General features: G+C 61.6%; 17 protein-coding genes and 2 pseudogenes. 9 read left to right on the forward strand and 10 right to left on the reverse strand.

Features of this window, described 5'->3' with window-relative positions; all coding sequences use genetic code 11:
- The first annotated feature begins 35 nt into the window (after window positions 1-35).
- Both deoA and C5F75_RS35555 read left to right on the forward strand, forming a co-directional pair.
- Entirely contained in the window at window positions 36-1,352 is a 1,317-nt protein-coding gene (gene deoA / locus C5F75_RS35550; protein ID WP_089466041.1) for a thymidine phosphorylase, read from the forward strand.
- A 25-nt stretch (window positions 1,353-1,377) separates the two neighbouring features.
- Entirely contained in the window at window positions 1,378-1,767 is a 390-nt protein-coding gene (locus tag C5F75_RS35555; protein ID WP_060011396.1) for a cytidine deaminase, read from the forward strand.
- A gap of 34 nt (window positions 1,768-1,801) precedes the next feature.
- Here C5F75_RS35555 and C5F75_RS35560 read toward each other — a convergent pair whose 3' ends face one another.
- The 4 genes from C5F75_RS35560 to msrB form a co-directional block, all read right to left on the reverse strand.
- On the reverse strand, window positions 1,802-2,917 hold the full coding sequence (locus C5F75_RS35560; protein ID WP_089466233.1) for an aromatic ring-hydroxylating oxygenase subunit alpha: 1,116 nt from the start codon (window positions 2,915-2,917) through the stop codon (window positions 1,802-1,804).
- Between the two features lie 258 nt (window positions 2,918-3,175).
- The gene (gene msrA, locus C5F75_RS35565) at window positions 3,176-3,919 is read right to left on the reverse strand and encodes a peptide-methionine (S)-S-oxide reductase MsrA (protein WP_099318340.1); all 744 of its coding nucleotides are present in this window, start codon (window positions 3,917-3,919) and stop codon (window positions 3,176-3,178) included.
- A gap of 60 nt (window positions 3,920-3,979) precedes the next feature.
- Window positions 3,980-5,866, reverse strand: coding sequence for a cytochrome c biogenesis protein DipZ (locus tag C5F75_RS35570; protein ID WP_104013493.1), 1,887 nt, complete (start codon window positions 5,864-5,866; stop codon window positions 3,980-3,982).
- A 34-nt stretch (window positions 5,867-5,900) separates the two neighbouring features.
- A complete protein-coding gene (gene msrB / locus C5F75_RS35575) occupies window positions 5,901-6,431 on the reverse strand; it encodes a peptide-methionine (R)-S-oxide reductase MsrB (RefSeq protein WP_099318342.1) in 531 nt (176 codons plus the stop codon).
- A gap of 301 nt (window positions 6,432-6,732) precedes the next feature.
- Between msrB and C5F75_RS35580 the strand changes: the two genes are divergently transcribed.
- The 4 genes and pseudogenes from C5F75_RS35580 (at window position 6,733) to C5F75_RS35595 (ending at window position 10,778) form a co-directional block, all read left to right on the forward strand.
- Window positions 6,733-8,100 (forward strand): tyrosine-type recombinase/integrase, encoded by a 1,368-nt coding sequence (locus tag C5F75_RS35580; protein WP_181035518.1) that lies wholly within the window; start codon window positions 6,733-6,735, stop codon window positions 8,098-8,100.
- 160 nt (window positions 8,101-8,260) lie between these two features.
- Window positions 8,261-8,470 carry a ubiquitin family protein gene (locus C5F75_RS35585; RefSeq protein WP_104013495.1) on the forward strand — a complete coding sequence of 70 codons (210 nt, stop codon included), beginning with the start codon at window positions 8,261-8,263 and terminating at the stop codon, window positions 8,468-8,470.
- A gap of 877 nt (window positions 8,471-9,347) precedes the next feature.
- Entirely contained in the window at window positions 9,348-9,626 is a 279-nt protein-coding gene (locus C5F75_RS35590; protein ID WP_104013496.1) for an HU family DNA-binding protein, read from the forward strand.
- Window positions 9,623-10,778 (forward strand): annotated as a pseudogene (locus C5F75_RS35595) (PDDEXK nuclease domain-containing protein). Before C5F75_RS35590 ends, C5F75_RS35595 begins: the two are co-directional and overlap by 4 nt.
- 392 nt (window positions 10,779-11,170) lie before the next feature.
- Here C5F75_RS35595 and C5F75_RS35600 read toward each other — a convergent pair.
- From C5F75_RS35600 to C5F75_RS35620, 5 genes are all read right to left on the reverse strand, one after another.
- Window positions 11,171-11,821: a DUF7002 family protein gene (locus tag C5F75_RS35600; protein WP_258048636.1), complete on the reverse strand. Its 651-nt coding sequence runs from the start codon at window positions 11,819-11,821 to the stop codon at window positions 11,171-11,173.
- Window positions 11,799-13,514 carry an adenylosuccinate synthetase gene (locus C5F75_RS35605; RefSeq protein ID WP_104013498.1) on the reverse strand — a complete coding sequence of 572 codons (1,716 nt, stop codon included), beginning with the start codon at window positions 13,512-13,514 and terminating at the stop codon, window positions 11,799-11,801. Before C5F75_RS35605 ends, C5F75_RS35600 begins: the two co-directional genes overlap by 23 nt.
- Window positions 13,511-14,056: an AAA family ATPase gene (locus C5F75_RS35610; protein WP_181035519.1), complete on the reverse strand. Its 546-nt coding sequence runs from the start codon at window positions 14,054-14,056 to the stop codon at window positions 13,511-13,513. The genes C5F75_RS35605 and C5F75_RS35610 overlap by 4 nt, the downstream gene beginning before the upstream one ends.
- 307 nt (window positions 14,057-14,363) lie before the next feature.
- Window positions 14,364-15,455, reverse strand: a complete 1,092-nt coding sequence (locus tag C5F75_RS35615) for a UvrD-helicase domain-containing protein (RefSeq protein WP_104013500.1) — start codon at window positions 15,453-15,455, stop codon at window positions 14,364-14,366.
- Window positions 15,448-17,049 (reverse strand): ATP-dependent nuclease, encoded by a 1,602-nt coding sequence (locus tag C5F75_RS35620; RefSeq protein ID WP_104013501.1) that lies wholly within the window; start codon window positions 17,047-17,049, stop codon window positions 15,448-15,450. The genes C5F75_RS35615 and C5F75_RS35620 overlap by 8 nt, the downstream gene beginning before the upstream one ends.
- 289 nt (window positions 17,050-17,338) lie before the next feature.
- Between C5F75_RS35620 and C5F75_RS35625 the strand changes: the two are divergent.
- From C5F75_RS35625 to C5F75_RS35635, 3 genes and pseudogenes are all read left to right on the forward strand, one after another.
- A pseudogene (locus tag C5F75_RS35625) lies at window positions 17,339-17,572 on the forward strand (SDR family oxidoreductase); the annotation flags it as partial.
- 380 nt (window positions 17,573-17,952) lie between these two features.
- Window positions 17,953-18,297 (forward strand): hypothetical protein, encoded by a 345-nt coding sequence (locus tag C5F75_RS35630; RefSeq protein ID WP_104013502.1) that lies wholly within the window; start codon window positions 17,953-17,955, stop codon window positions 18,295-18,297.
- A 547-nt stretch (window positions 18,298-18,844) separates the two neighbouring features.
- The gene (locus C5F75_RS35635; protein WP_104013503.1) at window positions 18,845-19,630 is read left to right on the forward strand and encodes a hypothetical protein; all 786 of its coding nucleotides are present in this window, start codon (window positions 18,845-18,847) and stop codon (window positions 19,628-19,630) included.
- Window positions 19,631-19,828: 198 nt separating this feature from the next.
- On the opposite strand, the gene C5F75_RS36615 is transcribed toward C5F75_RS35635, so the two are convergent.
- Entirely contained in the window at window positions 19,829-24,340 is a 4,512-nt protein-coding gene (locus C5F75_RS36615; RefSeq protein ID WP_146075242.1) for an NACHT domain-containing protein, read from the reverse strand.
- Between the last annotated feature and the right edge of the window lie 385 nt (window positions 24,341-24,725).

A 24,725-nucleotide genomic window follows, 5' to 3' on the forward strand; every position in this document is an offset into this window, starting at 1 on the left:
TGCAGCAGACTCCGACCGATCGAAGCGAGGCAACGATGTTTCTACCGCAGGAATTCATTCGCAGGAAGCGCGACGGGCAGCCGCTCGATCGCGACGGGATGGCCGCGTTCGTGCGCGGCGTGACCGACGGCAGCGTGACCGAAGGCCAGGTGGCCGCGTTCGCGATGGCCGTGTATTTCAACGACCTGAGCACGGACGAGCGCGTCGCGCTGACGCTCGCGCAGCGCGATTCCGGCGACGTGCTCGACTGGCGCGCGCTCGATCTCGGCGGGCCGGTGATCGACAAGCATTCGACGGGCGGCGTCGGCGATGTCGTGTCGCTGATGCTCGGGCCGATGGTGGCCGCGTGCGGCGGCTACGTGCCGATGATCTCGGGGCGCGGGCTCGGCCATACCGGCGGCACGCTCGACAAGTTGAGCGCGATTCCCGGTTACGACGTGATGCCCGAGACGGACGCGTTTCGCCGCACGGTGCGCGAGGTCGGCGTCGCGATCATCGGGCAGACCGCGCGGCTCGCGCCGGCCGACAAGCGCATCTACGCGATCCGCGACGTGACGGCGACCGTCGAATCGGTCGCGATGATCACCGCGTCGATCCTGTCGAAGAAGCTCGCGGCGGGGCTCGACGGGCTCGTGATGGACGTCAAGGTCGGCTCCGGCGCGTTCATGCCGACGGCGGAGAAATCGGCGGAGCTGGCTCGCAGCATCGTCGACGTCGGCAACGGCGCCGGCATGAAGACGACCGCGATCCTCACCGACATGAACCAGTCGCTCGCGCCATGCGCGGGCAATGCGCTCGAGGTCGCATGCGCGATCGACTATCTGACGGGCAAGTCGCGTCCCGCGCGGTTGCATGACGTGACGATGGCGCTGTCGGCTGAACTGCTCGTGACCGGCGGGTTGGCGCGCGATGCCGCCCATGCGCGCGAGAAGTTGCAGCACGCGCTCGATTCCGGCACGGCGGCCGAGCGTTTCGCACGGATGGTCGTCGCGCTCGGCGGTCCCGCCGACCTGCTCGACGCGCCCGCGCGGCATCTGGCGCGGGCGGCGGTGATCGTGCCGGTTCCGGCGCCTGCGAGCGGCGTGGTGCGGCGCGTCGATTGCCGCGCGCTCGGGCTGGCGGTGGTCGCGCTCGGCGGCGGCCGCACCCGCGCGGAGGACGCGATCGACGTCAGCGTCGGCCTGACGGCGCTCGCGGAGATCGGGCAGCGCATCGAGGCCGGCGAGCCGCTCGGCTTCGTGCACGCCCGCGACGAAGCAACGGCGGCCCATGCGGCGGACGCGATTCGCCGCAGCTATGTGCTCGGCGAGACCGGCGAAGCGCCGCCGACCCTTTACCAGCAGATCGGCTGACCTCTGCTCCGGGAGACATCACACGATGGAACGAGACGAACTGATCGAACAGGCGAAGGCGGCGCGCGAACGTGCGTATGCGCCGTATTCGCGCTTCAAGGTCGGCGCGGCGCTGCTGGCGCAAGACGGAACGGTTTTCCACGGCTGCAACGTCGAGAACGCGTCGTACGGCCTGTGCAATTGCGCGGAACGCACGGCGATGTTCGCCGCGATCGCCGCCGGCTATCGGCCGGGGGATTTCGCGCGGCTCGCGGTCGTCGGCGACACCGACGGCCCGATCGCGCCGTGCGGCGCATGCCGTCAGGTAATCGTCGAGATCGGCAAGCCCGACATCGAGGTGATCCTCGCCAACCTGAGAGGCGCCGTCGAGATCACGACGGCCCGCGCGTTGCTGCCGGGCGCGTTCACGCTTTAACGGTGCGCGCGCCGCGGCGAGACCATGCGTCGCCTCACGCGCCGTCGCGCGCGTCGCGGATCGGGATCACGGTGCGCGCGCCGCACTGGCGCAGCAGGTCGCGCAGCTCGTTGATGACCGGAAACACCTCGTGGTTCCAGTCGGCGCCTTGGGCGTCGTGCGCTTCCTGCTCGCGCTCGACGATCCAGCGATCCTCGCGGAAGATGCGTTCGGTGAACCACACGAGCAGCGGCCACGCGAGATCGAGCGCGAACGGGATACCGGGCTTGTGGATCGACAGCAGCCCGAACGTGCGGTTGGTGCGCTGCTCGGCGTCGAGCGGCACGTAGACGATCCAGAGGTCCATCACGAGCGTGCCTTCGCTCGAGCGGATCTGCAGCGTCTGGTACGGATACTCGGTGCGCACCGTCATCACGCTCTTGTTGGCCTGGTCGCCGGGCTTCTTGCTCGAACCGAACACGAGCGCCTCGCCGACCGGCTGCTTGCCTTCCATCCGCGCGAACGTGTAATCGACCTCGACCCAGTCGTCGCCGCGGCGGCGGCCCACCGAGCGCGCGCGCATCTGGCCCATCTGCTTGCGATGCAGGAACTGATGGTTCATGTCCATCAGGTTCTCGTGCATGAACGAGTAGTGACACTTGACCTCGCGGCCGAAGCGGCGCGTCTTGTACGCGGGGTGGTCCGCCGATTCGAGCGCGGGGAACGGGCGTTCGTCGGCGAGCGTGGCGTCGCCCGGGAACACGAAGATCAGCCCGTGCGCCTCGCGGCACGGATACGCGCGCACGCCGTTGGGCAAGCGCTCGCGGCCGAGGTAGGGCACGTCGACGCAGCGGCCGCTGTCGCACGCGTAGGTCCAGCCGTGATAGCAGCAGCGCAGCGTTTCGCCGCTCACGACGCCCGCGTGCAGCGGCACCTGGCGGTGCGCGCAACGATCTTCGAGCGCATACACGGCGCCCGATTCGGTGCGCACGAGCACGATCGGATCGCCGGCGAAGCGCACGCCGAGCGTCTTGCCGCGCTTGAGCTCGCGCGACCACGCGAGCGGGTACCAGTGATCCGGATGAATGGGCACGCGGCGCAGATCGCGCACGAGCGCGCCGGTGGACGGTTCTTCGAGGGTATTGCTGTCAGGCAAAGGCACTGCGCGCATGCGTGACGCCTCCTGGCTGGGCGGTTGGTCCGGATGCCGCATCATGCGGCGAGGATCAGGAGAAGTCTACGCGAAGTTGCCGGCCGCCGCGGACGCGATGCGGGTTTGCCCCGGCATCGGGCTCGCCGATTCGTTGACGTGGCGCAAGGCAGCCGCCGCCGATGCATGGCGGCCGGGGCGCCGCCGTGCGGCGGGCGGCGCCGCGTCACACGCAGCCGCGCGGGTCGGCAAGCGGCTCACGAGTGGCTCACAAGCGGCTCACGAGCGCGCTTCGCGCCACAGCACCGCGTCGGTACGGTACAGCGCCGGGAAGCGCTGCTTCAGCCCGGCGACCTTCGGCAGGTCGTTGAATGCGATATACGGCGCATCAGGATGCAGTTCGAGGTAGTTCTGGTGATAGGCCTCGGCCGGATAGAACCCCTTGTAGGCTTCGACACGCGTGACCACGGGCGCCGGAAACACATGCGCGCTGCCGAGCTGCGCGATGTACGCGGTCGCGACCGCGCGTTGCTGCGCGGTGGTCGGGAAGATCGCGGACCGGTACTGCGACCCTTCGTCGGGGCCCTGGCGGTTCAACTCGGTCGGGTCGTGCGCGACCGAGAAGAACACCTGCAGCAGCCGGCCGTAGGTGATCTGCGTCGGATCGTAGACGATGCGCACCGATTCCGCGTGCCCCGTCAGCCCCGAGCCGACGAGCGCGTAGTGCGCGGTTTCGGACGCGCCGCCCGCATAGCCGGCGGTGACCTGCTTCACGCCTTTCACGTGCTCGAACACGCCCTGCACGCCCCAGAAGCAGCCGCCGGCGAGCACGGCCGTCTCGTCGTGCGACGCGCCGGGCGTTTCGTCGAGCGTGGGGGCAGGCGCGGTGCGCATCGGTTCGGCGGAATTGACGATGCGCTGGTAGCCGAACACGGCAGCCGCCGCGACGGCGACGGCGCCGATGCGGCGCAGCAAGGTCGCGCGCCGTCGCGCCGCGGCTTCGCGGGTGGAGATCGGGTTCATCTTTTGCTCCTGTTCAATGGGTGAGAAAACACGGCGGCCGAATGGGGGCGGCGCGCGCGATCAACCGAAAGTGAATGCATACGCATCGACGCCCGGATCGAGAAACTCGATCGAGAACGTGCGGTCGGCGATCGCGCCGGGCTGCCGGACGAGCTGGTACAGGCGCTGGCCGGTGACGGTGCCGTAGCCCTGCGCGTCGACGTCGGCGCCATGCGCGGCACCGGGCGCCGCGCCGTCGAGCGTCACGCGAAAGCGCACGGGCCGGCCGTTCGCGCCCGGGCCGAGCACGAGGTGCAGATCGCGCGCATGGAAGCGGTAGACGATTCGGCCGTCCGGCGCGGCGAGCGACGCGCGCTCGGCGCCGACGTTCCACGTGCCCGCGAGGCCCCAGTCGTTGAGATCCGGGCGGGCCGGTGCGTCGTAACGGTGGGCCGCATCGCGCACGGCGCCGCCCGGCGACGCGAAGCTCTCCGCGCGTGCATAGCCGACATAGGTTTCGGGCGAACGGACGTCCGCGCTGTCGGCCGCCGCGAGCGCGCCGTTCGCGGGCGCGCCGGCGAGCCCGAGCGGCACGTTCAGCGCGTCCGGATGGCCGGCTTCGGCCAACAGCGACTGGATCGCGCGTTCGGATTGCGCGTATTCGCCTTCGCCGAAGTGGTGATGGCGGATCCGCCCTTGCGCATCGATGAAGTAGTGCGCGGGCCAGTATTGGTTGTCGAAGGCGCGCCAGATCGAATAGCCGTTGTCGATCGCGACCGGGTAGTCGATGCCGAGACCGTGCACGGCCTTCTTGACGTTGCCGATGTCGCGCTCGAACGCGAACTCCGGCGCGTGCACGCCGATCACGACGAGCCCGTACGGCGCGTACTTGCGTGCCCAGGCGGTCGTGTACGGCAGCGTGCGCAGGCAGTTGATGCACGAATACGTCCAGAAATCGACCAGCACGACCTTGCCGCGCAGCCCGGCCGCCGTCAGCGGCGGCGAGTTCAGCCACTGCACCGCGCCGTCGAGCGACGGCAACGTGCCTTCGACCGGCAGTGCGGCCGCGGTGGCGCCGGCCGTCCGCATCATCGCGCCGCCGGCCAGCGCACCGCCGCCGGTCTGCGCGCCATTGGCTGCCGCGGCCATCATCGCGCCGCCCGCCGTGATGTCGGTGGTGTCGGCGGCGCCGGTCGCGGCCGCTGCTGTCGCCGTTGCCGTTGCAGCCGGCGCGCCGTTCGCGCGCCCGGCGAGACGGTCGACGAGCTTCGTTTCGAGCCCGCCCGTGGTGACGGTCGACAACTGCGCGAGGGCGCCCGTGTCGAGGCCGAGCGCGATCGCGCCGACGCCGGCCAGGAGCGTCGCGCCGATCCCGCGCCGGATCCATTCGCCGGCGCCGAGCGAGCGCTTCATCGCGGCGAACACCTTGCCGCCGATCACGAGCGCGACGCCGAGCGAGGTCGCCGCGCCGGCCGCATACGCGACGAGCAGCAGCGTCGTGCCGACGCTCGCGCCGCGCAGCGCCGCGCCGGTCAGCACGAGGCCGAGGATCGGGCCGGCGCACGGCGCCCACAGCAGGCCCGTCGCGACGCCGAGCAGCAGCGACGACGCCGGGCCGGCCGGGCGGCCGTCGCGTTGTGCGAACCCGGTGAGCCGGTTGCCGGCTGCGACGAGCGGGCGCGTCAGGTGTTCCGCGAAACGCGGCATCAGCAGCGTCAGGCCGAACACCGCGAGCAGCACGATCGCGATCCAGCGGCCGGCCTGGTTGGCTTGCGCGACCCAGCCGCCGCCGACGGCGGCGAGCGTCGCGACGACGGCGAACGTGAGCGCCATGCCGGCGAGCAGCGGCAGGCCGGTGCGCACGAACGGCTGGTCGGCGCGCGCGAACACGAACGGCAGCACGGGCAGGATGCACGGGCTCAGGATCGTGAGCACGCCGCCGAGATAGGCAAGGACGATGAGCAGCATGATGCGTTCTCCAGTCGGACGGAATGGGGCCGGATCAGGCGGCGGCCGGGTGGAAGACGAGCGCAACGCCGTTCATGCAGTAGCGCAGCCCGGTGGGCGCCGGGCCGTCGTCGAACACGTGGCCGAGATGGCCGCCGCAGCGGCGGCAGTGCACTTCGGTGCGGACCATCCCGAACGACGCGTCGGTGTCGGTGCCGACCGCGTGGTCGAGCGGTTTCCAGAAGCTCGGCCAGCCCGTATGGCTGTCGAACTTGGTGGCCGACGAGAACAGCGCGAGGCCGCAGCCGGCGCACGCGAACGTGCCGTGCCGGTGCTCGTCGTTCAGCGGGCTGGTGAATGGCCGCTCGGTGCCGGCCTCGCGCAGGACCGTGTATTGGGCCGGTGTGAGGCGGCGATGCCATTCGGCGTCGCTGTGCGTGATCTCGAACGGGGCGGCCTTCGGCGAGCCGACCGGCGACGCGGCGAACGCGCGGCCGACCAGCGCGCGGCGGCCGGCGGACGACAGCGCCGCGAGCGCGGCGAGGCCGGTGGCGCCGGCGAACAGCAGATGTCTGCGGGTGGGCATGATGGGCTCCTGGAAGCAGGTCCTGAAAACATGCGCCCATCGTAGGCGGCGGCCGGTGTCGAAGTCCTCACGGAAAGTTAAATGAATCGTGATGATTTTCCGGGTGATCCGGCTAGGTCCGTTGAGGTCCGTCAAAGCCACGTCTGGCAAGGGTTTGCGGGGAATTAATGGTCCGCCAAGTTCCGTGGAAATCTCCCACGAGCCGCAACTTTTTAGTGTTTTTTTAGTGTTTGCGATGTGGCGTAGGCTCTGCTTAGAGATGCGCGGGCCGACCTTATTGCGATATCAAAGGAGGGCGATCATGGGTGCTCTGACGGTTAGACAAATCGAAACCGCAAAGGCGATCGGGAAACTATATTTCCTCTCGGATGGGCGCGGGCTGTTCCTGCGCATTGGCCCGGATGGCTCGAAAACCTGGCTCGTTCGTGTCAGCATTAATGGCAAGCAATGCGACAAGCCGCTCGGCAAGGCGTGGGGGCGCACCATGACTGACGGACAGCTGTCGCTAGAGGATGCACGCGCAGTTGCTGCGACGATTCGTTCACAAGCGCGCGACGGTGTGGATTATCTCGAAGCGAAGAAACGTGAACGCCAGGCCAAGGTTGACAAAGCGGCGACAGCGGAGCTCACGTTCGGCGATTTATTCGATACGTGGTTCGCGACCGTCAACAAGAAGCGTGGTAAGAAAGGCCGAAAGGATGGCGGAAAGATGCTTCGAGGTGCGATGGAAAAGCATGTGTTGCCGGCACTCCGTACACACAAGATTGCAGGCGTGTTTGCCTCGAACGTTCTGCCGTTGCTTACCGCGATTTCCGACGCGGGACACAACCGGCGCGCAGTCGAGGTGTTGGCGGCCGTCCAGCAAATGATTCGATGGGGCGAGCGCAACCAGCCCTGGAAACGCTTGTTGATCGATTGTGATGTGCTCGCGCTCGCAAAAGAGGATGTCGTTGCAGGTGATTACGACCCGGTACGTGACAACGAACGCCATCGCACGCTGTCGGACGACGAAATTCGCTCGCTCGGTGAACTTATGCCGGCTGCACGGCTTCCGCGTTCCATTGAGTCAGCGGTATGGGTGATGCTTGCTTGCGGAACGCGTGTCGGTGAAACACTCGTGACTCGATGGGGTGATCTTGACTTCAAGGCGCGGACATGGACGATTCCAAAGGAACGCACGAAGTCAAGCGCGGCGATTACGATTCATCTTTCCGATTTCGTCCTTGCGCAATTTGCGGCACAGCAGATTGTGCGCGCTGAATTGCCTGAGGGCGACGCGCGTCGCGATTACGTATTTCCGTCGCAACAGGGCAAGATTCCACACGTCACCATCCATACAACCTGCAAGGCGATCCGCGATCGGCAACGCGGGAAGGGTGCGTCGACCGAAAATCGCACGACAGCAACGGATACGCTTATTGTCTCGGGCGGTCAATGGAAATGCCATGACCTGCGTCGCACATGCGCAACAATGATGCAGTCGCTCGGTATTCCGGAAAGCACCGTGCATCGATGCCTGAATCACGCGCGCAACGATCCGCTTGATCGAATCTATCTGCAGTTCGACTACGACGAGCAGATGCGCGATGCATGGCGACGATGGGGCGACCGGTTGTCGGAATTACTGGGCGAAGATACGAGAAACGTACGCTTCCTGTTCAAATCATAATCCGCAGCCTCAATCAAACCAGGCATTCATATCCGGCCGACTGGCAGTTTATCGGCCAGTATCTATCTAATGCCGAACCGGATTTGCTTTATCCACAGGTCGCTTGCCGTCGGTGGGGTGTCCGCGGTGACGGATACGAATCTTAGCCTAGGCTCACACGATGAATACCCCGAAGACTGCGACCGATAGGGAGGTCAGGCGGCGGATCGTCGTGTACGAGCAGGGTTGCGGAAGGCCTGCTTATGGTGAAGTCGTGATTGGCGGGGTGGGTGCTGGCTTGCTGGAGGGATTTGATTGGAGGGTTGGTTGGCGAGATATCACGCAGATGTTCGCGCTCGACTTGATTGGCCAGTCGACCGGATTGTGCTGATGCTGACTGCACAATCCACGTCCGGACCCACGATCGCGAGAGACCTGGAGCGCGCAGAGCGCGGTGAACCGTGGACCTTGACCGACGCTGAGCGGACTGCACTCGAAGCGTTGCTTCTCGTCCATGATGAAGCTACTTGCTGCAGTGCCAGTCCACCGCTACCTTGAAGCGTTGGACCAGGTGCAGCATATCCGTACAATGGCCTTTGGCTTGCCGATCGACTGAGACACCAGCCATATCTGACTGCGGTAGCGAATCCCGCCGAACCTCTGATGTGCCTTGATGGACGGATGAGCTTGCAAGGTAGTGCGATCTACGCGTGGTGGGTGTGTCGACGCCGAAGTCTGACAGTTTCTACGTAGAAACACTTTAGGAAGCGAGTTCGGATGTGCATCGTTGTCAGTGAAAAGGGCACCGCGATGCGCTCCGCCGGAGTGAAGGGTAACATAGTAAGGGCTATGTTACCCTTCATTTCTGGACATCGGGCGAACGCCTCAGGCTTCGTGGGGCTCACACGACTAAGTTGAGTCTAGGCCCGGCTGCCGGTGGCGGGCAGGAGACGCGGCACGACGCCGTAGTCCGCGAAGGTCGGCCGGGCAGATTCGGCTGGAGAAGCAGTCAGGTTGGGTGACACCGGAAACCGGACCACGTAGGCAGCGCGAGTGATGACACCCGCACCGGCGCGCTGGTTGTGTGAACGCTGGCCGGGCGGAAAACGTTCGCGATTGCTCTTGGCGAGCGTGGCTGCGACAGGTGTAAGCCGGAGTTCATTGGTGGGCTGCCCGCCGCAGGCAGTGGTGGGGCGAAGGCCAGCGATTTGCGTGTGTGCAGCGGGATGAGGTAGGGTGCAGCTTTGACTTTGTTGCCGAGGCTGTTCATGAACAGGCAGGAACTCATTGACGCGGTCGCAGGGGGCGCAGGCGTCAGCAAAACCGACGCGAGCAAAACCGTCCAGGCGGTCCTGGACGCGATCACGGACGCGGTGAGTCGCGGCGAATCGGTACAGCTGATCGGTTTCGGCGCGTTTTCGCAGGGGCAGCGCGCTGTCCGCACGGGACGTAATCCGACGACGGGCGCGGAGATTGCCATCCCGGCCGCGAATACTGTGAAGTTCACCGCCGGCAAGGCGTTCAAGGACGTGGTGAACGCACCGTGACGCAGCGTGATGTCGGGCAGGCCGCTTATGCGGGACTGCACCGTGAAATTGCCGATGTAGTCGCGTCGGCGCGCGATGCGACGGCTCGCACGGTGAACGCCCTGATGACGGCGACCTATTGGGAGATCGGGCGACGAATCGTTGAGTTCGAGCAGGGCGGGGAGGGACGGGCCGCTTATGGCGAGGCGGTGATCCGCCGTTTGGGCGCCGATCTGTCAGAGCGATTCGGTCGCGGCTTCGGATGGCGCAATCTCGCACAGATGCGCGCCTTTTACTTGATGTGGCCTGCGGATCGGATTGTGCAGACACTGTCTGCACAATCCACGCCCGCCCGGATTGTCCCGACAGCGTCTGCAAAATCAACCAAGGCGGCGGTGAAGGCGCCGCCGGGCGGGGCGTTTGAGCTGAATGCTATCGCTCAGGCTTTTCCGTTGCCCTGGTCCGCCTACGTTCGCCTCCTCGCGGTGAAAGCGCAAGCTGCTCGCGATTTTTACGAGGCTGAAGCGTTGCGTGAGGGCTGGTCTGTGCGACAGCTTGACCGTCAGATAAGCAGTCAGCTCTATGAGCGGCTGGTGCTGTCACGCAACAAGGCGTCTTTGCTAGGAAAGGCGGCTGAAGCGCAACCCGGCGATCTTCTATCGCCTGAGGAAGCGATCCGCGATCCGTTTGTCCTCGAATTTCTTGACATGAAGGACGAATATTCGGAGTCGGATCTCGAAGCGGCTTTGATCCAGCACTTGGCGGATTTTCTCCTCGAGCTCGGCGATGACTTTGCGTTCATAGGTCGGCAGCGGCGTCTACGGATCGATGACGCTTGGTTTCGAGTCGATCTCGTGTTTTTTTCACCGGCGCCTGCGATGCCTGCTCATTATCGATTTGAAGGTCGGGCGCTTCAGCTATGCGGACGCGGGGCAGATGCATCTCTACCTCAACTACGCGCGTGAACATTGGATGAAGCCCGGCGAAAACCCCCCGGTTGGCTTGATTCTGTGTGCTGAAAAAGGCGCGGCCGAGGCGCATTATGCACTCGACAACCTACCGAACAAGATACTCGCAGCGGAGTATCAGATGGTCCTGCCGGATGAGGCCACGTTTGCTCGAGAATTGGAGCGAACTACGATCGAACTGGAGCGCCGTGGCCGCAAGGCGTGACTTCCCGTCCGAGGTTCCGAGGTGCTTAGGCACGCGCGTATCGGCGAATACGATGAAGCGGTCGCCCGGTAAAAATTGATGTTGTTGGCACGGCAATCAAGCTATGCGAAAACACTCTACCTCGCGCCGATGGCCACTGACGAAGGCGCAGCGAAGGGCTGTTTGTCTATGCCCCGCGGCTGCTGACAATCGGCGAGTTGAGGTAGGGTAACTGAACGCTGGCGAGAAGAGAAAACAATGGCCAACACTTCTCCCGGCGATGTCGGCGACGATCGCACCTGCGTTAACTGCATTGGTGACGACTACGCGTGGACGCGTCCAGTGCCATCTCCTTTGGTGAGTTGACGGACCGTCGGCGCCAGTGGCGCCTTATTACCCGCGGGCGAGCGCGTTCAGGCCAGTTGTTGGAGCGTTTGGTCGCCCTTCATGCGTCGCACTTCGATGACATAGCGCGCGATGTCCGGTATTTGACCATCCACCACGATCTCGACGACTGGCTTGGCGGGACCTCCGCGGGCATTGACCGGATAATCCTGGATTCGCTTGAACACATCGATCCCCCTGGCATGAGGCATCGGAAAGGTGTTCCCGGAATTCATGTGGCACAACCAGAGGTTCGAAGCGTATGCATGGATGAATGGGCCGCTGTCAATGGTCAACACATCATGTTCGAGATGTCGGTAATCCCGCGCCCCGAGCAGGCCATGCAAGCGATGTTCTTCAGCCCAGAAGAAGACCTTGCCATTAATGAGCCTGTACCAGGCTTCGGGCGTGGTTCCGTCTATCAGTGCCCGTGCCAAGCGTTCGGGAGGCATCGGCTTTTGATCTCGCAATACGATCTCGCCCGGCGCTTGAGGAAGCACAGCCATCTTGCTGGTCCGTTGAGCGGTCTCATATTGGCTGCGAGCCCGGCCGGTGACTCCGAAGTGGTCCAGTACAGCCGAGGCCGACATCAGGCCGCGGTCTCGGATGCTGGGCCACGTATCGGCTTCTGCCATATGAAAGATTCTTGGATAAGCGTCAATCAGTTTTTCGATTTCCACGAGGTATCCGACGTGTTGAGCGGGCGGTCCAGTTCCGACGGTCGATGACGGAGCGAAGATCGTTCGTTCCGTCAGGCTCTCGCGGGAACCGGGTGTTGATGAGCGAAACCGGAGCTTGTGCCACGCGCTCCAGTTCTTCCACGAACTTGATGGTGTCTTGAGTGAGCTGCTCGAAGCGGCGGGCCTTGCTGTTGCTCGCGTCGATGTAGTCCGCGAAAGTGAGGACGATGTCGGTGGGCGCATTGAGTGCACAAGCCTTGCGGAACTGGTCCCATTCGAACCAGCCCACACGCCGTTTGCGCTTGGTGGTGGAGGTCTTCTCCGCCTTATTCAGAGCTTCACGGTCCAAGCCCGCTTTTTCAGCAATAGCATCAAAGGTTGTGCCGTGCTTGAGCGGCCCCGATGTGTGCCCCTGATCCCCATCGGGATCACCCACGCGGATAGGCATGGGGCGAATGACCACCAGGATCTTCCGCACCCGACTCGGTGAGATGCCTGCCTCGGCCAAGCAGCCCGCTACATTGGTGTCGCGCGAGGTTACGAACGGGTAGGTGCCGTGGAACAAACTGAGGCCGCTGCCTTGCGTTCCCTCAAGCAAGATAGATTGTCCGTTGCGGTAGGCCTCTTCGAGGCGATCGGCTGTGCAGCCATGGTAGTGACCCTCTGTTCCCACATAGGGTCGAAGCTCAGGGATGTCGCGTGCCAGACGAACGCTGGGCTTACCGCGCTCCAGAATCCGCCTCGCGGTTGCCGCTCCGCTGCCGCTACCCGTCGAAGCAATTGTGCCTACCAGATGTTTGCCTTCAGCTTCTCGGTCGGCCGGTTCGATGATGGTGGCGTGAGGGTCGATGAATAAACGATCTGCCGTGAGCCCGCAATCGGCGATCTCCTTGAGCAATCCAGGCAGCCAGATGGTCATCCCCGGTCCGAGTAGGAGCTTCGCTTTGACGTCACGGGCGCCGGACGGGATGTGGTGGTAAGTATAGGCGCCATCAGCACTGGCGACGGTATGGCCGGCATTGGGGCCACCGACCCGCACCATGACATCGTACTCACGAGCTAGATAGGAAACGACGTTGCCTTTGCCTTCGCTTCCATATTGACCACCCACGATGACGTCGACACAGCGCACGTCGGGCGGGGTGTAGAGGTGTAGACGGGCCGCAACGCGTACCAGCGTATCTTGAGCGTCAGTGCGGGTTGTTGAAATTCGCACGTCCGCGTCATTCCTCAGCGCAAGGATGTCCGATTGCTCTTTGAGATGGTCAATTGCCTCATAGGGCGGCGCGCCTAACTGTTGTCCGTCGGTCGATGCGTAGCGGGAGAGCAGTGTCTCCTGGCTCGCATATAGGTGCACATGAACGAGACTCGGCCCGAAGTGCTTGCGAAACTCCGCAACCTGGTTCGGATCGATGACATGGTCGACGACGACTGGCTGGTCGGAGGGAATCCCCTCAAGGCCAGCAAGGACGCCCAAGACGACCCACCGGGAGTGGGTGTCGACATTTTGCTTCAAACCTTGCTCAATGAGGTGCTGTCGGTCGGCGGACGAGGGGGCGAGTTCTAGCTGGGCCGCTAAGAGGTCCCGGGTGCGAACCACAAAGAAACCGAACTCCTTCTCCAGCAAGGTCGCGAGACCAGTTTTGCCGCTGCAGGTTTTGCCACTGATAATGACGATCTGGCGGTCACTCATGCTTCGACTCCCCAAGCTTCCATAATGCGCTGGGCGATGTCTGCTGGTGATAGTGCAGAGGTATCAAAGGTGTGGTCGGCAACGCTGCCGAGGGATCTCGCAGTGATCTCGTTTGAGTGAGCGATCACCTCTGCGTACGGTGTATCTCCCGGCTTGGCGCGTTCGTAGTAGCGCTGCTCAAGCACTGCCTCGGGCGCGGTGAGGTGGATATGTCGGATATGTGGGCCGAAGCGGTGCCGGAAATGCAGCACCTGTCGAGGTTTGCGAACAGCGTCGAGAAGCCAGTTCGATTGCTCGGGAGCACGATCGACCGTTGGAGCGGCGACTTCGTCGACGATCCAAGTGAAGTCGGTTTCGTCGTCCAGCCTGTCCCCTAACTCCTGCAGCTGATGCTTTTCTCCTTCGGCTGAGAGCGATTGCCCGTAAGCCCGGAGGTAGCCGCTGCTGCTAATGCGGCGAAATTGAAAGCTGTCTTCCAATTCTTTGGCGATAGACGATTTTCCGGCGCCCGAGGCGCCGCTCAACAAAAGCAGTTTTTCCATCGCACCGCCCCCCGAGGCTGTAGCCGCTGGCATTGCTGTTTTTTGTGTCAGCAAGATGGCTCGGATGAATATCCGAGGAAAGCATTATTTGCTAATAATTTGTAGGGCTTTCCAAACAAAATACATTGGGGTTTTTGCTAGTCGTGCCGGATACTCGGCTTGCCTATTTTGGTCCGCGCAATCGGCGCGAATTTGGAGCGCTGGCCGTCGGGCGCTCGCCGGCCAGAAGCGGTAGTTCGCGCAGTTCCGATCAATGCTCGGCCGAAGCGGCCAATTGCTGCGATCGGATGAGTACCGACCATATCTTCTAATGCCGCTCGAGATCCGGTGCCGGCTTCCAATATGGCAGGTCCGACATACCCGGGTCGTCGAGTACGATTGCGACGCTCTGCTGTGCCCGCGTGACCGCGACGTAGAAGCTCGAAGCAGCGATGGCGTCCATACTCACACCGCCTCGAATAAAGTTCGTGATGGTGGACGTCGGGACAATCAGTACGCGGGGAAACGTCGCGCCTTTGGAAACCTTGAAGTTCATGAAATCCAGGGCCAGTTTCTTCGCCGAAGCAACTGAGTGACGCAAACACTGGGGACCATATTGGGCCACGTAGGCATGGACGTGCTCGCTACGGACGAGAAATACGCCGTCATGTCCAGTCATGTGGTCATTTCTAGAGACGGTGCTAGGAAAGGCCCAGGACGGGTCAAAGATAGAGTCCGAGAACGCCGCGATCTTCGGGTGGCACCGCCAAGTGACCACGCTCTCCTCGAGCGCCAAGAGCCCCCTCTTTTCGCGACTTCTGAACCAGTTGATTGCCTCGGCGTAGGCGTACTTCTTGTTCTTAGTGCTGCGCGCATTGGTGGAGAGCACCGCTTGGCGGATATCGCCAACCATCCAGAGGTCGACAGCCGAGCCTAGAAGGGAATCGACGATGTCCCAATCGTAGGCGCTAAGGTCCTGCACCTCGTCAATCAGGATCTCTTCGTAGATGCCTTCCAGTCTGCGGATCAGCGCACCCTGGCTCGCCGCGATCAGTTCGAACGCCAGACGTCCAAGTTCGCTCCTGTAAACTGCGCCGTTCTTGTCCACAAAGCGAGCCTTGCCGGTTGCCATTCGGAATGGCATTCCTTCAAAGTTGAAGCCCAGCACACGCTCGCCGGGAAACTTCAACGGCAAGAAGGGCTTCGCGAAGTGCCGCAAGAGGAACGTGAACCAGCCGAGCACTTCGACGTTCAGATGGTCGCCTGCGTAGCGAGCAAGGCGTTCCTGAAGCTCGGCCTGGTTCTTTTGTGTGTAGGTCACGGCAAGGACGCGCCGCTCACGCGGCAATCCTGCGCAATGCTCGACGATGCCTTGAGTCTTGCGAGAGCCGGCGACCGCCAGGGTCACCCGCTTAGTCATGGATGAACTGCGCAGCGTTGAGCATGTATGCCGGAGGCGTGAACTGCTCGGACGAACTCGCGATGCGCAGGGCGGCCTCGGTCTTCTCGCGCGACATCCACGTCTCGACGTCCGCTTTGTCCGTGATTCCGAGGAGGGTCCGCAGGTGGGCCTCGCCGCAGTGGTGAATAATCTGCGGCTCGAGCGTCCTGCCATGAGCCACTTCGCCAATGAAGACTTCGCGGGAACCAGGCATGAGCCACTGCACGAGCGGTTTTCGAAGCTCGTTCGGTTCGACGCCGTCGTTGTCGCGAAGTGCTGCGACCTTCTTGCCCAAGCGCCAGCACAGCTCGAGCCCCCGGGCCAGTGACAGGCCCCGCATGCTCAGAACATCGATCCCACACGCCATGGGCCTCTTTCCATAAACGTCCGTGAACACCCGCTCAAAGACGATTTCATCGGAGGGGCCCTCAACGAGCACAATTCTGTCGGCCAGAACGATGCGCAGGGTGTCGAATCCCGCTAGCTTCTTGAAGTAGCTCACTGTCTCTGGATCCAACTCGTCGAGTTTCACGGGAGCAGTGGGGCCGAGGAGCTGCAGGGCTTCAAGTCCGAGCCTATTCAGCACGCTAGAACTGTGCGTGGTGATGAAGAGTTGCTGGTCGTCGCTGGCCAGCGCTTCCATCCTGTGCAGGAGCCTGGTCAGGCTGGTGTGGCTCAGGTGATTCTCGGGCTCCTCGATCATGACAAACTTGGCTCGGCCCGCATGCTTGTTCATCGCCAGTGCGATCTTGATCGCAGACTGCTGCCCTTGCCCAGCCATCGTGAACGGAACCCCATCGACGTGTGGGGTAACCGACTCCTCCCAGGACGTGCGCGCGGTCTGATCCATCGCCAGGGCAATCGGCTGCTCATGCAGTGCCGCATGAAGCTTGGCGATTCGCTCATTCACGCTCTTGAACGCAGAATCTGATAAAGCTGCCTTGGATTCGCGGTATTGGCGGGAAATGTTGGCTCGCTCCTGGGGTTCGAGCTGACTACCCAAGATCTGGCGCAGGTGATAGTCAACGCCACTAGTGCTTCGAACGGTGCGCGCGTCAATGACCGCGGTCGCCAGCACCCGTGGGCGCATAGTCAACCGGGCATCAGCGAACGTGGTCCACTCCACGCAGTAATACTCGACTGGCAAGAGCGGCGAGGGCGCCTTCGCCCACGCTTGCAGCTCGGCGGAATAGTCGGGGTTGGGAATACAACGAATCCGAACGCCTGGACACGCGTTGGTGGGCGTGTCCGAGTTATGGGCCCCGCACAGTTCCTGAAATTCCGGGACGTCTTCGAGGAACACTTCGATGTCGATTTCCGGCAACCGTTGGGGTTCGCCACGCGCCCTCGTTGTGATGAAGTCGGCCACCACGCCCGCGTTGAACCAGTGGGGATTGAGCTCTTCGGCGGCGCTTCGCCCGTTGATACGTCCCGTCAGCGCGAGAACGATGGCCTCCAAGAGCGTCGACTTACCAGACTCGTTAGTGCCGACGATAAGGTTGAGCTTGCGGTTTGGGTAGATCGTCAAGTCGCGATGGATGCGGTATCCGCGGACACGAATCTTCTTTATCACGAGGTCTCCAGTGCACTCAGATGTGGTGCAACCGGCATTCTGCTGCAGAGCAGCGAATCCGGTCGAAGATGTTCTGGCGACATTGCCGGGTAGCACACGTCGACGCTCGTGGAGCACCGACTCTCCATAAAGCCTACTGAGTATATCGCCGAAAATTCGGCCTTTACTGTCAGTCGTTTCTATTCGGAAGGGCGCGGCCAGTCAGGCAGGCGATGACTGCCTTCGATTGCAAAGAGCCATTCGGGCGGCTCCAGAACGATCACTTGCTCGCGCGTGGCTATTTGCAGAGTACCAGTTATCAAAACGCGGCAATTCTCTGCGCGTAATGTACGAAGCTGTTCGCTGGGGCGAGCGCGGAGCACGCGTCAATACCATCAGTCCGGGGATCATCATCACACCGCTTGCGAAGGACGAGCTATCCGGGCCGCGCGGCGAGGGCTACCGACGCATGATCGACGGCTGCCCGGCGAAGCGTGCCGGCACACCGGACGAAGTGGCGAATGTCGCGGCGGTGCTGATTGGGGGCCGATGAAGCCTTCATCAATTCGTTGCATCGACGGGTTGAATCCGCAGTCATTTCAGAGTCGTTCGCGTCGCCCCAGAACCGCCATTCGCGGTCGTGTGCTACCGCTGACGCCGGGATGAACGTGCCCGCAAGATAGGATAATTTATCACTACGGCACGATCACGGCCTGAAACTCACGATCAGGGCAACACGTGACCACGACCGCGCTCGCGGAAGCAGGACGATGCGGAGTTGACAACTGGCTTCCCGACGCCGCGGTCAGTGACAATTTTAATTCGCGACGAGCAACGTTATGAATTTACGACGGTTTTGGTGCTTACCGTCGGTGCGGGGCGTCGAAGTGACACTTTTGCTTCGCAAACGGTGACACTTTTATTTTGTACTACGGTTCCGACGACTCGCGCCCGATCCTTCTCTGCGCGTTGCCTTTGCTGCCGGCGGCGGAACTCACCGGCGACGCCGATGCCGATCGGGCGCTGCTGCCACACCACCGCGACCTGGTGCGGCACGTCGCTGACGTCAACACGCATGTCGACCAGACCGCCGCACAAAACAACGTCGAGGATTCATTTCGCACGCTCGAGGACCGCGCCGATGAAGCTGCGGTGCGCGCGTGGCGGCTGGCCGATGACTACCGTAAGCGCTTCGGCCTGCCCGCGCCACAGCTCGGCGGCCGCGAAGCGCGGATACGCGCGGCGGCGCTCGATCGCGCCGCGGCGTAACGATGGCCGGACCGGTCATGTATGGGGGCGGACACCGCTCGGGCGTAGTACGGGTTTACACATAGCAAAAAGTTGCGAAAAGCAATAAAAAACGAGCCGCGCGTTGCTTATACCCAAGGCAGGCCGTTGCGACGCCTGCTCCGAGAAACGGGCCGGCGGGCGGCACGGAAGGGCGCAGCGAAGGAACACTCGCGATGCTCAAGTTGGTGCGTCGGTGGCTTATCCGGGTGACGGTGAGGTCTGGCTTCGACTGTCCCAATGACTGCGGCGCAATTATCGAGATGGGGCGAAGCAAGTAGCTTATAGTCCATAGCCTCAAGATTCTCAGCTTTCAGAAGGGGGAAATTACGTCCGACGTTGACACCGACCGAGAAGTTGCCGGTCATGCACGACGCGCAACTGGCGGCCGTGCCAACGTTTCGCTATCCCGAGGCGTGGGAATGGGCGCAACGGGCTACCTAGCCGGGCGGTCTCTCGCCGCTGGCGGTTGAACCATAAATAACTACCTTAGACCATGAATACGGGAAATTTCTTTCTGCAACAGGCGATGAAAATCGTCACCAGGAAACCTGCACCGGACCGTATCCCGCTCTCGACACCGAGGATCTATCAGCGCGACTATTTTTCAGCGACGATTCGCGATTTGCACGGGGGAGTCGATGTTCTGGTGCGCGGCGCCGGAAAGGACGCGATTCATGCGGACGCGTGGGAAGGCGGGCCGCAACGCTACCAACGACCGGTCCTTATCGACTACGACGAAGCGAGCCTAGGAAAGGTCGAATTGATCTATTACCTGCGGCAGTACGAGTTTCGATCGAGCAAGCCGCGCTGCTTTGTTATTGGTGTCTGGCTTGGCGGTTACCGCCTTAAGGCGTGGTGGGACGACTTTCGGCAAGGCCGCTATAACCGTCGAACGATCGAGCGGCGTCGGCGCATGGAGGTACTCCGCACCTTGCTCGAGCACTCGATCGATGCGCCGACTCAGCCGCTGACACCTTGGAGGCTGCTGACACAACAGCTTGGTGAAGGGTGGATTTTCCATCCTACGAAGGATGTGTTGCTGAACCAGATCCAGTTTACGTTGCGAGCGTTTGCTGAAGAAGGGCTCGCGCGCGTCGGAAATAACCCGGGCGAGTATCACGCGGCGGCCCGCGCCATGACGGTCGTGGACGAGTACGACACTGACGAGCGCCGCCATCTCGACAACCGCAAGATTCAGCGGATCCTGGCGTTTTTCGGTCTCCTTGCGTTGGTTGCTGCAGGCGTCCAGGCCGTCGCGAGCGTCAAGCAGGCGTGGTATGCCGAGCCGACTACCGTCGTCATCAAGAAGTAAGCGACACGCCGTCGAAAACATGGGGTTGGTTGAATTCAACGCCGAACGCTCGGTTTCGTTCCGCACGGAAACATCTTCGAGCCGGACCTCGACGCGGCTAGCGTCGCGGAGGGGCAGGACTGAATCCCTGCAATCATTGACCTGTGCAGGGCTACCTGCACGTGCACAGGCAGCCCTGCACTCAACGGCGTATGGGCATCAATCTGGCAATACCTTGCGAGAGGTACCGTTGGCTGTGTCTTTCTTCCAATGAATGGTTTTCGGTTCGCCTTTTTCGATCCAACACACTCCCTCTGATCGACGCCATGCTGCGTCGATGTTTGAGCCACCTGGCCAAACGTTTCGTTCCGCAACGAATAGCCAGAGGCACTGCAGGTCCTTCTCGGCGAGGAAGCTGTTTAACGTGGATTCTTGGACGAGAGCTGACGTAGGGCCATTCTGCGCCTCATACCCAATGAAGGCAGTTCTCGACTGCCTGTCTCGATAGAGTGACGCGTCCTGATTGTCCGTCATGATGTGCAGAGCTTTGGAAAGCCATGGAGCCGGCAGCAGGGCGTCAGCGCCCGCAGGCAGGGAGGCATCAAGATGGCGTTCCCATTGGTAGCGATAGACTGGCCACCCGATCTTGATGTTCCTCTCGACCGGCGAATCGTCGGTCAGATATTGACTCTGCGGCCAAGTATCCCGCCACGTGATCTCTCGCAAGAACGGACCGTCCGTGAATTCGCGAGGACCCCAACGAATGACATCAAGGTCCTTTTGTTTGATGATCTCATTCACGACCTGCCGAACGTGATCTTTGGGGACGATGACGCACATGATGAAATGGAACTGTTGCTGACGGAGCCCATGCTCCATCGCTTCCTCTTTCTTCTCGTATCGGTTTTGCTCTGATTGATGCTCGTATAGAACAAGCCATGTCGTGCCTTCGGGGTCGGTTTTCCAGATGTGGCGAGCGATCTCTGCGCCAGGTTCGGCAGAAAACGGCCAGTCACTGAGCGCAGACTCCTCGACATCATCTAGCACGATGTCGGTCCGGTTGAGCCACGGCTCTCGCTGACCTTGGGTGCTGAGGAACGCGTCAGAGACGGGCAGGACCGTGGGATCTATGTCGCGCAGGAAACCGAGATCGAGCGGGCTACTGTAGCGCTTGGCATCGTCGCCAAAGCTGCCCTTGATCCAGTAATTATCAGACAGTCGACACAGAAGTTCCCCCAGCGCAATCCATTGATACTTCTTCCCAATGCGCTCGACGATGGGTCTATCTCTCGAATAGTCGCCGTGCGAAGCCGTATCTTCGGGGAACCGGCGTTTGGTCCATCCGAGCGAGTAAGCGCGTTTGGCGACCCATCGGCGCGCTTTCCCTATATCGATACCGGGTGAATCAGGAGGGACTTGATTCATGCCGTTGCCCAATCGCCACGCTGCCTCTTTGTAGTACCTGCGCTTCTCATCCGGCTTGAGCAGCGTCAAGAATTCAGCTTCAAGAGCATCGAGGTTCTCATGCTTCTCCGCGGTGTCGTCGTCCAACGCTTCGCTCAAGAAGATGAAGTGCGACGCGCGGGCGCGTTGCAACTTATCTCTTGCCGCGATGCGGTCGGGATCGATCTGGATCACCTCTTTCTCGAACCGATCAAATTGTGCTTCACGTGAGCTCGGTGGAGACTTCTTCAGAGAAATCGAGGAGAAATGCCCCACGGCCGGCGCAATCTCGTAGATGCCGAAGTCGCCGAGCGCACCATTGCACGACCGTTGAATAGCCTTGTCGCCCGCTTTGTCGGCTACTTGATCCAAAGTAGTTTCCGTGACGTTGAACCGAGGGGCAGCCGCGCCGTAGGGTGGCTGGCACTTGGCGATGTCGATGTCGTTGGGAAGGTGGCCGGCGGCCAAGCCGCATTCCACGATGCCTCTGGCATAGTCGCGTAGAAGCAGGGAAAGCGGAATGTCCTTGCGGTTGAAGATCGCGTTGTACGTTGTTGTTGCATAGGACGACAAGCGTGACGCGGAGAGATCGGCGCAAACCGCGGCAAACCCGGCAGCAAAGAGTCGCTCAAGCACGTAGACATCGTCCACGTCCGCGAAACGCGTGACTAACTCTGGGAAGAGGTCCGATCGATGGATAAACAATGATGCGAGCGCTTTGGTCGCACCATCGCGAATGCGTCGGTTTGAGCTCGAGAAGAACCAACAGAGTGCCGTCGCACTAAGGAGTTGGACGGTACGCTCTACATCCGTTGTTTGACCAACGAGACACCAGTCGATGAGACGTCCAACAGGTTGGGTAGCCTCAGCCGATAGTGTGTTGAGCTCTGTTGTCCAGAATGCATCTCGGTCCGCGAGCTTGCGCTGGATGAGATTGGTGTGCAGGAGGTCGGCATTCCACGGGTGATCGGGCGACGCAGTCAGCTCGATCAGGAGAGCCAGTTGGTTTGTGCGCCAGCCGTCGTGCTGGTTGAATAGAGCAAGTGTGCGGTCCGTGAAGGATGTTTTGCTTCGCCATCGGATGCTCTCCACGAAGGCGTCCTGCATTGACCATGTCTGCCACCACTGAACAAAGCCTCCGGGCAATACGTCGACGAACTCCTTCCCAAACCGTTCGGGGATTTGAATCGACAGAGCTTCGATGAGCCCTTGCCACTCCCATTGTAAATGCTCTCCATCGTGAACGAAGTTTAGGATGCCGCCCGTCGCCAAAGCGGAGAGAATATCCGATACGTTCTCGAGAAGCGCTTCGGCCATCAGGTGATCTTGAAGACGCTGGAAACTGAAGCGCACAACCGTTTCCGTCGCCCTAAACGGGTCGTCCGGCGATGCAGTCGGGTCGGGATCGACCCGGACGAGCCCGTTGCGCTGGATGACATCGAGCCACGTTTGATTCGAGGGGGCAGGGAATGCGCTGAAATGCTTCGCAGCGATTGCAACCGCATCGCCATGCGACACGTAATCGCGTTGGGCGCCCGCCATCTGTAGAGCGATTTCTCTCAACGTGCGCATGCTTGGCGCTATCAACTCATCGCCCCCATCCCTGCCTGTTCCAAGGTTGCGAGCAACACTGTGGATATAGAACGAGAAGATCGCTTTCGTGCCATGCAGACCCTTGGGAAATTCCGTCTTGCGTTCCCGGCTCAACGCGAGGCACGTGCTCCGAAGAAACAGCGGATTGACAAACTCGGGGGCCAGCCACGGCGCACTGGGGCGCGAAATACCACGCTTATCCAGATAGACCCGAGCTGCGTTGATTTGCTCACCTGGTGTCTCAAATCCGCGGACCTCAATTCTCGGGATCGTGCGTAGCAATTCCTCCGGGAACACATACGGCACGTACTCGCTTCGACAACTGACTACGCACGCCAGATGTGGGTATCGCTGTATCCGTCGGAAGAACTCGACAGCCTCTCCTCGCCAGAGGCGCGCGCCAGGTCCTTCGTTGATCGCATCGACAAGAATCAGGCCTCGCGTTTGTTCGGCTTCCGCAGCGGCGTCAAGTGCTTGAAGAAGTGTGTCGGGCGGCTGACTTGTTAGTCCAAGACGCTGGCCGATCTGATTCCAGAGCGACTGCTCCCCTAATTGATGACCGAGTAGGAGAATGACGGGCTTTCCTGACGCAACTCTTGATTCTGCAACGTGTCCTAGGAGATGAGATTTACCGCTACCCGCTCGTCCCTCGATGATGGCCACCCGGCATTCCTCGGCAGCCATGAATCGGCTGTTTAGCACGCGCAGAAGGTTCGCGGTTGCATCATCGAGCTTGCTTAGATGGCTCCGGATATAGCCCATATCCTGCTTGAGGTCTTCGCTGGTGTTTGGCGAAAACTGACGCGTATACGCCCAGCTTTTCACTGGTTTGATTGCAGCCTGCAGCTTACGTGTGAGATCGACCCAGCCAGTGCTATGCCATGTCTGCCACGGCGGGGCAACGAATGCTGTCTCTATGGAAAGTAACGCTTGGTATGCCGCCGCCAAGTCATTGAGTGCCGGTGTGAGATCTTGATGTTCATGCCTTTTTAGCGTCGCAGTGTTGATGGCGACCTTGCGGATAGAGGCGAGAAGGCTCGCAAGCTCCGAAATCGCTTCGGGGTCGCGAGCAATAAAGCGAAACAGGGTTTCAGTTGTGACATCGACATGGTCTTCAGGGTGGTAGCGTTCATCCAAGGAGTCGGCGGCTAGCTGAATGTGTTCGTTGAACCATGCGGCAGAGAATTCGCTTTCGGAGAACCAGTACTGCCTCAGTCCTTCGGACGCCGGCGTTGTGAGCTTGTTGAGAAGTTCCGATTCTGTCCACGCGACAAACTCGACGTGACGGCCGGTAGGGGCAAGCCATTTGGCTGTCCATGACGCACAGTGTTCATCCCACAGTTCCCAGCCGGTTTTTCCGCGCCTGGTGCTACGGCGGTCGGTAAGATTGCAGGGCAGGGCGATGACATATGTTGTAAGCGTTGGATGTACCTGTAATGCCCGCTCTACCGAGTCGTCTATCTGCGTCCAGTCGATATCGCGCGTGCGGGGAAAAAATTTGGCTTGGTAGCCGATCTTAGCGTCGTCCGCCAATAGCCAATACGCTTCGACACCTCCGTCCCCACCTGCGCCTTCAATCCTGCGGAACACGGCTCCGCTCGGTTGAGGCTCGCGGCGTGCAAGCTGACATACCAACTCCTCGAAGGCTTCTCGCTGCCCACCGCGAAAAGCCCTGATGTAGGTGAAGTCGATCATTGTTCGTGATTATCAATTGGATGCTTCGATACTGACGATCCAAGCCGCTTGTATCGCCCCTTTGATAGCGCGGCAAGCCCCAGCCCATGCGCCTCGACGATTCTTGCCAGCGGGGCCAGGGCTTATGATTTTGCCACTACTTTGGTTGTGGAGCGGTAGATACTCGCCGCAACACTACGCCCGATCGACGCGGCCGTCAGCGAAGACGCTGCAAGGTAGGCGTTACAGGACTTCGCTGATGGCCCTTGGGGCGAGAAATACCGGACCATCGTGCAATTGAGCACGTACATCTGGACCGACGAGGGCTGGCTGTACCTGGCCGTGGTACTCGACCTGTTCAACCGGGAGGTGGTGGGCTGGTCCATCAAGTCGCGTATGACGGCGG

This window comes from Burkholderia anthinoferrum (genome assembly GCF_002925705.1).
Taxonomy (GTDB): Bacteria; Pseudomonadota; Gammaproteobacteria; order Burkholderiales; family Burkholderiaceae; genus Burkholderia; species Burkholderia semiarida.